Source organism: Paractinoplanes brasiliensis, from assembly GCF_004362215.1.
Taxonomy (GTDB): domain Bacteria; phylum Actinomycetota; class Actinomycetes; order Mycobacteriales; family Micromonosporaceae; genus Actinoplanes; species Actinoplanes brasiliensis.
In genome coordinates this window covers 1,942,895-1,955,023 of sequence record NZ_SNWR01000002.1, presented here as the reverse complement: position 1 = coordinate 1,955,023, position 12,129 = coordinate 1,942,895, and the positions used below count along the sequence as shown (strand labels likewise).

General features: G+C 71.0%; 9 protein-coding genes. 7 read left to right on the top strand and 2 right to left on the bottom strand.

What is annotated here, in order from left to right:
* Positions 1 to 57 precede the first annotated feature (57 nt).
* Both C8E87_RS40840 and C8E87_RS40835 read left to right on the top strand, forming a co-directional pair.
* Complete coding sequence (locus tag C8E87_RS40840; RefSeq protein ID WP_133878694.1) at positions 58 to 2,475, top strand: penicillin-binding protein; 2,418 nt, start codon at positions 58 to 60, stop codon at positions 2,473 to 2,475.
* A 3-nt stretch (positions 2,476 to 2,478) separates the two neighbouring features.
* Positions 2,479 to 3,729: a diacylglycerol/lipid kinase family protein gene (locus C8E87_RS40835; protein ID WP_133878693.1), complete on the top strand. Its 1,251-nt coding sequence runs from the start codon at positions 2,479 to 2,481 to the stop codon at positions 3,727 to 3,729.
* On the opposite strand, the gene C8E87_RS40830 is transcribed toward C8E87_RS40835, so the two are convergent.
* Positions 3,706 to 4,473, bottom strand: coding sequence for a metallophosphoesterase family protein (locus C8E87_RS40830; protein ID WP_133878692.1), 768 nt, complete (start codon positions 4,471 to 4,473; stop codon positions 3,706 to 3,708). The two genes, C8E87_RS40835 and C8E87_RS40830, sit on opposite strands and share 24 nt — an antisense overlap.
* Before the next feature lie 139 nt (positions 4,474 to 4,612).
* Here C8E87_RS40830 and C8E87_RS40825 point away from each other — a divergent pair, with 139 nt between their 5' ends.
* The gene (locus C8E87_RS40825) at positions 4,613 to 5,545 is read left to right on the top strand and encodes a sensor histidine kinase (RefSeq protein ID WP_133878691.1); all 933 of its coding nucleotides are present in this window, start codon (positions 4,613 to 4,615) and stop codon (positions 5,543 to 5,545) included.
* On the opposite strand, the gene C8E87_RS40820 is transcribed toward C8E87_RS40825, so the two are convergent.
* Positions 5,536 to 6,663, bottom strand: a complete 1,128-nt coding sequence (locus tag C8E87_RS40820; protein ID WP_133878690.1) for a glycoside hydrolase family 12 protein — start codon at positions 6,661 to 6,663, stop codon at positions 5,536 to 5,538. The genes C8E87_RS40825 and C8E87_RS40820 overlap by 10 nt on opposite strands.
* Before the next feature lie 165 nt (positions 6,664 to 6,828).
* Here C8E87_RS40820 and C8E87_RS40815 point away from each other — a divergent pair, with 165 nt between their 5' ends.
* The 4 genes from C8E87_RS40815 (at position 6,829) to C8E87_RS40800 (ending at position 12,104) form a co-directional block, all read left to right on the top strand.
* The gene (locus C8E87_RS40815; RefSeq protein WP_133878689.1) at positions 6,829 to 9,507 is read left to right on the top strand and encodes a hypothetical protein; all 2,679 of its coding nucleotides are present in this window, start codon (positions 6,829 to 6,831) and stop codon (positions 9,505 to 9,507) included.
* Between the two features lie 120 nt (positions 9,508 to 9,627).
* Positions 9,628 to 11,058: a family 43 glycosylhydrolase gene (locus C8E87_RS40810; protein WP_133878688.1), complete on the top strand. Its 1,431-nt coding sequence runs from the start codon at positions 9,628 to 9,630 to the stop codon at positions 11,056 to 11,058.
* Positions 11,059 to 11,112: 54 nt separating this feature from the next.
* Positions 11,113 to 11,787 carry a DUF3159 domain-containing protein gene (locus C8E87_RS40805; protein WP_133878687.1) on the top strand — a complete coding sequence of 225 codons (675 nt, stop codon included), beginning with the start codon at positions 11,113 to 11,115 and terminating at the stop codon, positions 11,785 to 11,787.
* 143 nt (positions 11,788 to 11,930) lie between these two features.
* Positions 11,931 to 12,104 (top strand): CsbD family protein, encoded by a 174-nt coding sequence (locus C8E87_RS40800; protein ID WP_133878686.1) that lies wholly within the window; start codon positions 11,931 to 11,933, stop codon positions 12,102 to 12,104.
* Positions 12,105 to 12,129 lie beyond the last annotated feature (25 nt).

The following is a 12,129-nucleotide window of genomic DNA, read 5'->3' as shown; positions in this document are numbered from 1 at the left end:
TGAAATAGACGGGGCTCGCTTCGGGTGACAACGGACGAGGCACGGGTGGGTGGTTCGGTGAGTTCCTGGTTCCGCAGGCGTGATCACAACATCTTCTTCAACGTGTTCGCGCTGCTCACATGCGGGCTGGTGGCCGGGGTCGTGGTGGCCGCGGCGGCGTTCCCGGTGGCGGCCGTGTCGGGGCTCACGGCCAAGGCGGGCGGCGACGCCTTCGCCAGCCTCCCCGGCGAGCTCAAGGATTTCGCGTCCCCCCAGATCACCCGGGTCTACGCGTCGGACAACAAGACGCAGATCGCCCAGTTCTACGACGAGTTCCGCAGCGACGTGCCGTTGAAGGACATCTCGCCGCACATGGTGGCCGCCATGATCGCTGCCGAGGACCGTGACTTCTACAACCACAACGGCGTCGACCTCAAGGGTGTCGCCCGCGCCGTGGTCAACAACAGCGGCAAGTCGGACTCCAAGCAGGGCGCGTCGACGATCACCATGCAGTGGGTGCGCATGTCGCTGGCGTACTCCGCGACCAGCCCGACCGAGGTGGTCAAGGCGACCGAGGACACCAACAAGCGCAAGGTCACCGAGATCAAGTACGCCATGCAGGTCGAGAAGAAGTTCAGCAAGGACGAGATTCTCGAGCGCTATCTGAACATGGCGCCGTTCGGCAAGGCGACGTACGGGATCTTCGCCGCCGGCAAGGTCTACTTCAACAAGAAGCCGAAGGACCTCACGATCGGTCAGGCCGCGCTGCTCGCCGCCGTCGTGCGGGCGCCGTCCTTCTACGACCCGACCACCAAGAACGGTTACGACGAGATCCGGCAGCGCCGCAACAACTACGTCATCCCTGGCATGGTCGAGGCGGGCGCGATCACCGCGGCCCAGGGCGAGGCGGCCAAGAAAGAGGCGATCCCGCGCAAGGTGCAGCCGGTCGGCAACGGCTGCGTCTCGGTGGCCAACAACACCTGGGGCTTCTTCTGCGACTTCTTCTACCGCTGGTGGATGGAGCGGCCCGAGTTCGGCGCGACCGAGTTCGACCGGGAACGCCGCCTCAAGAGCGGCGGTTACCGGATCACCACCACGATCGACCTCAAGGCGACCGGCCAGGCCCGCGACCGGATAGCCCAGCTGATCAAGGAGAAGAACAAGAACGCCCTGCTCCTGGCGGCCGTCGAACCCCGTACCGGCAAGGTCAAGGTGCTCGCCGCCAACCGTAAGTACAGCCTCGACAACTCGAAGAACCCGCTCTCGTCCGACCCGGCGAAACGGCGGCAGAAGGTCAAGTCGTCCTACCCGAACACGGTGAACCCGCTGCTCAGCGGGGGCGGCGACATCACGGGTTATCAGGCCGGCTCGGTCATGAAGATCTTCACGCTGATCGCGGCGCTGGAGAAGGGCTACCCGCTGCACTACACGATCAAGGCGGAGAAGGTCTTCCGGTCGAAGTACATCGTCGAGCGCAGCAGCGACTCGGCCTGCGCGGGCACCCACTTCTGGTGCCCGCAGAACTCCGGGGGCGGCGGCGAGGGTGTCTACAACATGTGGACAGGCTTCGGCTCCTCGATCAACACCTACTTCGTGCCGCTCGAGGAGCGGGTCGGCGCCGACAAGGTGGTCGACGTGGCCAAGCGGTTCGGCATCAAGTTCCGCGACCCCAGCGACGCCAAGCTGGCCTCACCCGGCTACTCGCACCAGTGGGGCGCGTTCACGCTGGGCGTCTCGGCCACCACCCCGCTCGACATGGCCAACGCGTACGCCACCCTGGCCGCCGACGGCATGTACTGCGAGCCGACCCCGATCGAGCAGATCACCACCCGCGACAACGAGAAGCTCGACATCGGCAAGCCGCACTGCGTCCGCGCGACCAGCGTCGACGTGGCCCGCGCGGCGGTCGACGCGGCGCGCTGCCCCGTCGGCGACCGCGCCCGCACGGGCAGCTGCCAGGGCGCGACGGCCCGTGCGGTGCGCGGCACCGTCGACCGCCCGGTGTTCGGCAAGACCGGCACGACCGACCGGGACCGCACTGCCTCGCTGATCGCCGGCACGACGTCGCTGGTCGTCGCGGGCTACCTGGTCAACCCCGACTACCAGGCACACAAGGACAGGCTGCGCCACGACCAGGTCAACCCGGCGGTCTACCGCACGCTGGCCGATTACATGGAGGACCGCCCGTACGTCCAGTTCAAGCGTCCCGAGAACCGCAAACTGGTCTACGGCGACCAGCGCCGCATCCCGAACGTCGAGTGTGACTCGCTGCGCAGCGCCCGCAACCGGCTCGAGAACGCGGGCTTCTACCCGGTGATCAGCTCGACCGAGGTCGACTCGGAATGCCCGGCCGGCACCGCCGCGGGCACCGACCCGAGCGGCCGTACTGTCAAGAACGGCGTGGTCGTCATCAACGTCAGCAACGGCAAGGGCGCCGAGCCGCCCCCGGGCACCCCCGGCGCGCCGCCTTCCGGACCGCCCACGCCGCCGCGCTGAGCCATGAGCGCCGTGAGTACGGGCCGGCGGGCCGCCGCCGTCGTGGCGCTCGCCGCGCCCCTGCTCGCGGTGGCAGCCGGCCTCGAGCAGGCCGTTCGGCACTTCGAGACCTTCGTGGTGTTCGTGCTGGCCAGCACGGTCGTGACGGCCGCGGTCTGGTACTCGCTGACCCGGCGTGGCCTGCTCCGCCTGCTCGCCGTGCTCACCGCCGGCGGGGCCGCGCTGCTGGTCGTCCTGCTGGGCCTGTCGCTGTTCGTGACCCAGGTCGTGATGCTGGTGACCTTCGCCGTGGCCGGCCGGTACGCCCTCGGCCGGCATCGCGTCCTGGTCGCCGCCGGCCTCCCGGCCCGGATCGCTCGCCACGGCGTCCTGCTGATCAATCCGCGGTCGGGTGACGGCGCGGCCGAACGGGCGGGCCTCGCCGCGGCCGCCGCCGCGCGCGGCATCGAGGTTGTGACGCTGCGGCCCGGGGACGACCTGGCCGCGCTCGCCGAGAAGGCCGTGTGTGACGGGGCCGACGTGCTGGGCATGGCGGGCGGCGACGGCTCGCAGGCCCTGGTCGCGGCCACGGCGATGCGGCACGACGTGGCGTACGTGTGCGTCCCCGCCGGCACCCGCAACCACTTCGCGCTCGACCTGGGCCTGGACCGCTCCGACGTGGTGGCCGCCCTCGACGCCTTCACCGACGGCGCCGAGCGGACGGTCGACCTGGGCCTGGTCAACGGCCACGTGTTCGTCAACAACGCCTCGCTCGGGGTGTACGCCGAGGTCGTGCGGGCCAAGGGCTACCGCCGGGCCAAGCTGCAGACGTGGGGTCGGGTCCTGCCCGGCCTGTTCGGCCCGGACGGCCAGCCGCCGGATCTGGCGCTCGAAACCCCCGACGGCCGGTCCTTGACGGGGCTGTCGCTGGTGCTGGTCTCCAACAACCCGTACGAGTTGTCGCGGGTCGGGCGGCCCGGCGGGCGTCCCCGGCTCGACACCGGCCGGCTCGGCATCGTGACCGCGCGGGGCCCGCGGCCGGTGGGGGAGTGGACGGCCGCCGAGTTCGAGGTGCGTTCCGGCTCCGACGTGCCGGTCGGGCTGGACGGGGAGGCGCTGCTGCTGTCGCCACCGTTGCGCTTCACCTCGTTGCCGCGCGCGTTGCGCGTACGGGTGCCTCGGACTCTCATGCCGCCGAACCGGGGCGCCGCCCTCACCCGGCGTGACCTGAACGCCCTGGTCCGGGTCGCGTCAGGCCTGCCAGCCGTCCCGTGAACGGCGCCACACGGTCGTCGACGCCTCGGTGAACGCGCCGTCGCGCCAATGCCGCACGGTGATCGTCAGCCGGTCGCCTTCGACGTCGATCACCGTGTACGACTGCGGCTCGCCGGCCCGCACCCGCCACGAGCAGGCCGTCCCGCTGAGCACGCCGATCACGCCGCCGGGCAGCCGGACCTGCGCCGCCACATGCTCGTGCCCGCACAGCACAAGGTCGGCCCGCACCGACGCCGCCGCGCGCAGAACCTCCTGCGCCCCGTGCGCGAGCGCCTCACCCGGCCGCTGCGGCGAGGGGAACACCGGGTGGTGCAGCATCAGGACCTTGAGCTCGGCGTCCGGCGCCAGCTCCGTCTCGATCCGGGTCACCTGGCCGGCGTCGACGCGACCACCCTTCCACAGGTACGCCCGGGGCGAGCTCAGCCCGAGCAGCAGCAGGCCACCGTCGCGCACCACGGATTCGGGCGGGCCGACGAGACGACGATAGGAATCCAGGCTCCCGTACGCCCGTACGGGCCGATCGAGCGGCAGGTCGTGATTGCCCGGCACGCTCGTCCACGGCGTGCCGAGGGCTTCCAGCAGCTCACGGGCGGCGGCGAACTGCCTGTCACGCGCCCGCATGGTGAGGTCGCCTCCGACCAGCACCCGATCCAGGCCCTGGGTGAGCAGGTCGCGGCGCAGCCCCGCCACGACGTCGGCCTGCTCCGCCCCGAAGTGCAGATCCGTCACGTGGGCAAGCCGCATCCCCCGAGCCTAAGGTGGACAAGCCCGCGGCGCCGGGCGCGCGGCGGCTATCTTGGTGGTACCGAACCCGAGGGGGAGTGATGGCCGGGACCACGGTTCTCGATCGGCTCCGTCCGAGCGTGATCCGGGAGCGGGCGGCGTGACACTGACGTTCGACCATCCGGCCCTGCTGTACAACGGCCTCGACGAGTACACAAGCGTGGTCGGGGCGTACGTCCGCTCCGCGGTGACCAGCGGTGACGCCGTCATGGTGGCGGTGCCGGAGGTCAACCTCACGCCGCTGCGGGACACCCTGACCGACGTACGGGCCGAGGTGGTCTTCGCCGACATGACCGTGGCCGGCCGCAACCCGGGCCACATCATCCCCGGGGTTTTGCTGGCCTTCGCCGCCCGGCACCCGGGCCGCCACGTCTCGATCGTCGGCGAGCCCATCTGGCCGTCACGCTCCGCGATCGAGTACCCGGCCTGCGCCACCCACGAGGCGCTGATCAACGCGGTGTTCGCCGGCCGGGACGCGTCCATTCTTTGCCCGTACGACGTGACGGGGCTGGGACAGGACGCGCTGGCCGACGCCTGGCGCACCCACCCGGTCATGATCACGCGGGAGGGCCGCCGGCCCAGCCCGTCGTACGCCGACCCCATCGAGACCGCGGACCGCTTCAACCAGCCGCTGCCCGCCGTGCCGCCCGAGGCCGACATCTTCCCGTACGCCACCGCGCAGGACCTGAGCCGCGTGCGCGCGTTCGTGGCCGACCGGGCCCGCAAGGCCGGGCTGCCCGAGCGTCGCATCGACGACGCCGTCACCGCGGTCAACGAGCTGGCCGAGAACTCGATAGCGCACACCGACGGCGCCGGAAGCATCGCGCTCTGGTCCGAGGCCGACTGCCTGATCGTGCAGGCCGACGACCACGGGATCTTCACCGATCCGCTGGCCGGACGGGTTCTGCCGCCGCTGAACGTGCCGGGCGGACGCGGGCTGGTGCTGGTCAACCACCTCTGCGACCTGGTGCGGGTGCACCGGCGTCCCGACGGCACCAGCATCCGCGTCCACCTGCACGGGCTTCAGCTGTAACTGAGCGAGAAACTGTTGGTCGTGAAGTTCGACCGGCCGGCCGTGCCCGTGATCTCGAAGCCGAACTGCAGCTCACCCACCGTCACGTTGCCCCACCAGTTGTTGGTGCGCAGCCAGTTCATGATCGCCAGCAGGTCGATCGAGCCCGAGCTGGTGTTGGTGCGGATGAACGAGAACACCGCGTTGGCGCCGTTCGAGCCGCGATAGACGTTCCAGGTGTGCCCGCCGACGGTCAGGTTCCGGACGTTCGGCACCGCCCCGTTCGCGTCGTACTGCTCGGCGATCGGACCCACCGCGCCGTGCTGGTTGGTCCAGATCATGACCTCGTACGCGTGATTGTTCGCCCAGATGTCGTAGGTGGTCGCGTAGTCCCCGTCGGCCGGCACCGAGACGTTGAACGAGCTGGTCACGCTGGACAGCGAGCTGAGCGTGCGGTTGAGCGTCCTGCCGGTGTTCGGGTACGACTTGACGCCGCCGGTGCGCGGGTGGTCGGCCACCACGCCCCAGTTGGTGCCGCTGCGGGCCCAGATGGTCTGCGAGCCGGCGCCCGAGCCCCAGATGTTGTTGTAGAGCGTGTAGCCGTTGTTCTGCCATGACGCCCACTGTCCGGAGTCGACCCAGGCGGCGTCGCTCGGCACGCCCGGGCTGGTCGGCGGTGGGCTGGTGTTCGGTGTCGTGGGCGGTGTGGTCGGCGGCATCGACGGGCCTGTCGTTCCGGTGCACGCGGTGCCGTTCAGCGTGAACGCCGTGGGCGCCGTGTTGGCGCCGGCGGCCGAGGCGTTGAAGCCGAACGAGACGGACCCGTTCGTCGACAGGGAGCCGTTGTAGCCGGCGTTGCGGGCCGTGACAGTCGACCCGCTCTGGGTCAGGTTCGTGTTCCACGCCTGGGTGACGGTCTGCCCGTTCCCGTACGTCCACACGAGCGTCCATGAGCTCAGCGGATCCCCGAGATTCGTGATCGTCACGTTGGCCCCGAACCCGCCCGGCCATGTGCTGCTGACGGCGTAGGCCACCCGGCACCCCGCCGCGGCCGACGCCGGCAGGGCGGTGAGGACAGCCGCCCCTCCGGTGACCGCGACCGCCGTGGTCAGCGCCAGCGCAAATGTGCTTCTGCGCATGTCTTCCCTCCATTCCGGACGTCCATCGAAGCGCTTCGACGGTGGCGCGAACACTTCGAAAGACATCAATGTGTATGTGCCGCGATGGTAGGACGTGACGCAGACCGCGGCAACAGCTCGGCCGCTGCTAAGAGGCGGCTAAGTCCGCGCCCCCATCGTCGTCGGATGTTGACTGCCTCGTATGCGAACCACCGCCTCGACCTGATCCCCGGCGCCGGCTTCCAGGCCTCGCCGGCCGGCGCCTCCCGCCCGGCAGCCTCCGCGCACCGGAGCCCGGTCGTCGCTGTTGCCGCACCGCTCGGCCGCGAGCCGCAGATCGCCCTGGTCCTGCAGGCACTGTCCCGCGGCCACGTGGTCAACGTCCGGGGACCGTGCGGGATCGGCAAATCCACCCTGCTGCGCCACCTCGCCTCGGCGGACGCCGCCTTGCCCGCACCCGGGGCTTCCCCGGGCCGGCACGCCGCCGGCAACCCTGTTTTCCCGGACCACCCCCGGCTGCCGGACGGCCGGGCCCCGGCCGATCCCGCTGTTCCGGGCGACTGGTGGGCCCCGGCCGATTCCGCTGTTCCGGGCGACTGGTGGGCCCCGGCCGATCCCGCTGTTCCGGGCGACTGGCGGGCCTCGGCCGATTCCGCCGTTTCGGGTGCTTGGTGGGCCCCGGCCGATCCCGCTGTTCCGGGCGACTGGCGGGCCTCGGCCGATCCCGCTGTTCCGGCCCGGCCCTGGGTCTATGTGCACGTGAGCGCCGGCGACGAGCCGGAGGACGTCGTGGAGGCCGTTCTCGGCCTGCTCGGTCACCCCGGCCGGCCCGAGGCGCTTGCCCACCTGCGGCCGGTTGTCGCCCTCGACTGCGACGCCGGCGGGGTGGCCGCGGTCGAAGCCCTGCGGCCGCACTGCGCGGTGCTCGTCGGCTCCGAGCAGCATGTCACCGGCGTGCCCTGTGAGCTGCCCGGACTGGCCGAGGAAGACGCGGTGGTCCTGCTGGCCCGCGATCTCGGCCGCGACCTCGACGCCTCCGAGCGGATGGCCGCGGCCCGGCTGACCGCGGCGATCGAGGGCAGTCCACTGCGTTTGCGTCAGGCGGCGGCGGTGGTTCGCGAGGGCCGGCACACGGTCGAGGACCTGGCCGACGCCGTCACGCGTGACCCGGCGGCGCTGACCCGGATGACGCTGCTCGGGCTCGACCGCGTCGACCGGGGTGCCCTGACCGTGCTCGGCGCGCTGGCCGGGATGCACCTTCCGGCCGAGCTCGTCGAGATCGTCACCGATGCCGGCAACACGCGGGAGGCCCTGCTCAAGCTTCAGCGGCGCCGGCTGGTCGACGTCGAGGAGGACCGCTTCGGCTTACCCGCCTGCCGGGCGCCCGGCAACACCGCGCTGCTGTTCCGCACGATCAACCTGGTTTCGGCGGTCCGGGACATCGCCGAGTTCGTGCGCGCGGCCGACCCCGGCGCAGACGGGACGATCACGCTGGCCAAGGCGCTGGTCACCCAGACCGGCGAACTCGCCCGGCGCAGGCAGTGGGCCGCGGTGGTGACGCTGGTCGAGGCGGCCGAACCGATCCTGACCGTGGCCGGCCGCTGGTCGACCTGCCACCGGCTGCTGACCCTGGGCATCGAGGGCGCGCGGCACGTCGGCGATCTCGCGTCGGAGGCGTTGTTCCACCACGAGCAGGGCACGCTGGCGCTGTGTTCGGGCGACCACGCCCTGGCACGCGACGAGTTGACGCAGGCCGTCGGTCAACGGGCCCGGCTGGGCGACAACCGGGGCATGGAAGTGAGTACTCACAACCTTGGCCTGATCCCGGGCCACGCCCCGGCCGACCAGGACGAGACCGTGGCACACGACGGCGGCGGAGCAGCGCGCGGCGCCGGCGAGGCGCTGGGTGCCATCCCGCTGCGGGCCCGGAGCGTCGGGCTCGAGCCACCGGCCTCCACCGCGGCCAAGTCGCGCGGCCGGCTCAAGGCGGCCGCGGGCACCCTCGTCGCCGTCGTCATCCTCGGCCTCGGCGTGGTCGACGCCCTGTGGGACACGAGCGACGGCGCCAAGGGTTCGACGAGCCCGTCGTCGTCGCCCACGCCGCCCGCCACCGGCACCCCACCGACCGGCCCGAACATCCCGCCGCCGACCCGCCCGCCGCGGACCGGCCCCGCGCCGACCGGCAATCCTCGGAACCAGGAGCCGGGCGTTCCCGGCACGACCAGGCAAACCGGGAACATCACCCCGACCAGAACGCCGCCGGTCACCACGCCCGGCACCACTGGCCCGCCACCTCCTCGGCCGCCCGTGCTGTCCCCGGCCGAGGTCGACTTCGGTCAGTTCCACCTGGGCGGCCGGTTCCCCGAGCGGGTTCTCACGTTGCGCAACGACGACGACGTTGCCGTGCGCTACGACCAGCCGAAGCTGACCGGCTCGTCGTTCCGGGTCGCGGACACGGACGGGTGCGCGGGCGTGCTGCCCCCGCTCGGCAGTTGCCGGTTCACGGTCGCGTTCGGTCCGCAGGGGCCGGGCGCCACCCGGGCCGAGCTCACCTTCCCCGTGGCCGGCTTCCCGGCCGTGCGGAGCGAGCTGGTCGCGGCCGCCTTCCGGGAACTCACTCTGTCCGTCACCGTCGAAAGGGGTGCCACCGGCAAGGTCTCCGTGCCGTCCGCCGGGCGGGAGTGCGCCGAGCGCGCCTGCCCGCCACCCGTCCGGGTCTTCGCGTCGAGCGTCGACCTGGCCGCGGAGGTCTGCGAGGGATGCACGATCAAGTGGGTCTGTGAGCCGCGTGCGACCAAGTGCTCGGTGGGGATGCCGGCCGACCGTGCCGTCGAGATCACCGTCGATCCGCCAGGCATCGACTGACCTCGCTTGACTCCAGGGTTGTTATCGCTAACACTGTCGCGAAACGTGTCGGCAATCATCTATCCCCCACGATGATCGTCGCGACGGTCACGATCGACCCCGAACGGAGTGGCCAGCGAGATGAACGTTCACTTCCGAAGATTCCTGGCCATGATCCTCGCGGTGGCCGTCGTGCTCCTGCCGGCGGTCCCCGCGAGCGCCGCCCCGCCGGTGGGCTACACCAACCCGATCGCCGGCCAGCGGGCAGACGCCCAGATCTGGAAACACACCGACGGCTACTACTACCTGACCGCCACCGTCCCCGAGTACGACCGGATCGTGCTGCGGCGGGCCACGACCGTACAGGGTCTCTCGAACGCCGGAGAGACGGTGATCTGGCGCAAACACTCCAGCGGCGAGATGAGCGCCAACATCTGGGCGCCGGAGATCCACTTCATCGACGGCAAGTGGTACGTCTACTTCACCGCGGGCCGCGCCGACGACCGGTTCCGCATCCGCATGTACGTGCTGGAGACCCCGGCCGCCAACCCGCTGACCGGCACGTGGACCGAGCGCGGCCGGATCGCCACCCCGTGGGACACGTTCTCGCTCGACGAGACCACGTTCGTGCACAACGGCGTCCGCTACCTCGCCTGGGCGCAGCAGGAACCCGGCATCAGCACGAACTCGAACCTGTACCTGGCCCGCATGAGCAACCCCTGGACCATCACCGGCACCCCCGTACGCCTGTCCGTGCCCACCCTGTCCTGGGAGACCCGTGGGTACGCGGTCAACGAGGGACCCGCCGTGGTCGTGCGCAACGGCCGGGTGTTCATGACGTACTCGGCCAGCGCCACCGACGCCAACTACTGCCTCGGCATGCTGACCGCCTCGGCCACTGCCAACCTGCTCAGCGCCTCGTCGTGGGTCAAGTCGCCCAACCCGGTCTTCGCCAGTAACGCCGCCACGAGCCAGTACGGGCCGGGGCACAACTCGTTCACGGTGGCCGAGGACGGGCAGAGCGACCTGATCGTCTATCACGACCGCAGCTACCGCGACATCAGCGGCGACCCGCTCAACGACCCCAACCGGCGTACGCGGGTGCAGAAGTTCTACTGGAACGCCGACGGCACCCCGAACTTCGGCATCCCGATCCCCGACGGCGTTCATCCCGTACGCCTGAGGTCGCACAACGTCCCCGACCGGTACCTCCGGCACTGGGAGTACCGGGCCCGCCTGGACGCGAACGTCACCAACCTGGCCGACTCGCAGTTCCGGATCGTGACCGGGCTGGCCGGCAACGGCTCGGTGTCGCTCGAGTCGACCAACTTCCCGGGCTACTACCTGCGCCACCGCAACAACGAGGCCTGGGTCGACCGCAACGACGGCACCGCGCTGTTCCGGAACGACGCCAGTTTCACCCGGCGGGCCGGGCTGGCCGACGCGGCCGGCGTGTCGTTCGAGTCGGTGAACTTCCCGGGCCGCTACCTGCGGCACGTCGACTATCTGCTGCGGCTCGAGCCGGCCCCCGACGCCACGGCCCGCGCCGACGCCACGTTCCACCTGGAGTGAGACCCGCCCGCCCTCCAGGTTAGGCTTTCCTAACCTGGAGGGACGGGGTGGAGGATGACGCAGCCGGAGTCGCTCGCGCAGCTGCTGAACGGACGTCGCGCCGCGATCGACGCGACCCTGCCGACGGCCGGGTTCGTCACGGGCTGGCTGCTGTTCCACCAGTCGATCGTGGCCGGTGCGGCAGTGGCCGTCGTGCTCGCGCTCGGGCTGTCGCTCTGGCGGCTGCGCCACGGCGACAAACCCCGCGCGGTGGTCATCGGCCTGCTCGGCGTGTGCGTGGCCGCCCTGATCGCGCTCTACACCGGCCGGGCCCAGGACTTCTTCCTCATCCAGCTGTTCAGCAACGCGGCCAGCGCGCTGACCTGGGCGGCGAGCATCGTGATCCGGTGGCCGCTGCTGGGCGTAGTGGTCGGCGGCGTGCTGGGCCAGAAGGCGCGGTGGCGGCGTGACCCGGCCCTGCTCCGCGCGTACGGGCTGGCCAGCTGGGTCTGGGTGCTGCAGTACGTCGTACGGGTGGCGGTCTTTCTGCCCCTGTACGCCGCTGGGCAGGTCTTCGCCCTGGGGGTGGCGCGGGTGGCCCTGACCTGGCCGCTGATCGCCGCGTGCCTGGCCGCGAGCTGGTGGGTCATCCGCCGCACCCTGCCACCCGGGCATCCCGGTCTGCGCCACCCCCAGCCGCCGCCCTCGGCGGTGCCGGGTGCCGTGGGTGAGGGTTCGCGCCCAGCCTGACTTGTCGCCGGGCGTACCGACGGCACTGCTGCGGGCTCGCCCATGTCCCGGCCGCCTCGATGCGAACACGTCGATCAATGGTTGTCCGCCGCAACCATGGGTAAGTCACCCGGCGTACGCACGACGACGATCTGGAGGCTGTCATGGCATTCGACGACAAGGTCGACAACAAGGCCGAAGAGGTCGGCGGCAAGGTCAAGGAAGGTGTCGGCCGGGCCACGGACGACGAGCAGCTCGAGGCCGAGGGCCGCACCGATCAGAGCAAATCGAAGCTCAAGCAGGCCGGCGAGAACATCAAGGACGCCTTCAAGTCCTGACCCCTCGCAACGATCAGGCCCCGGC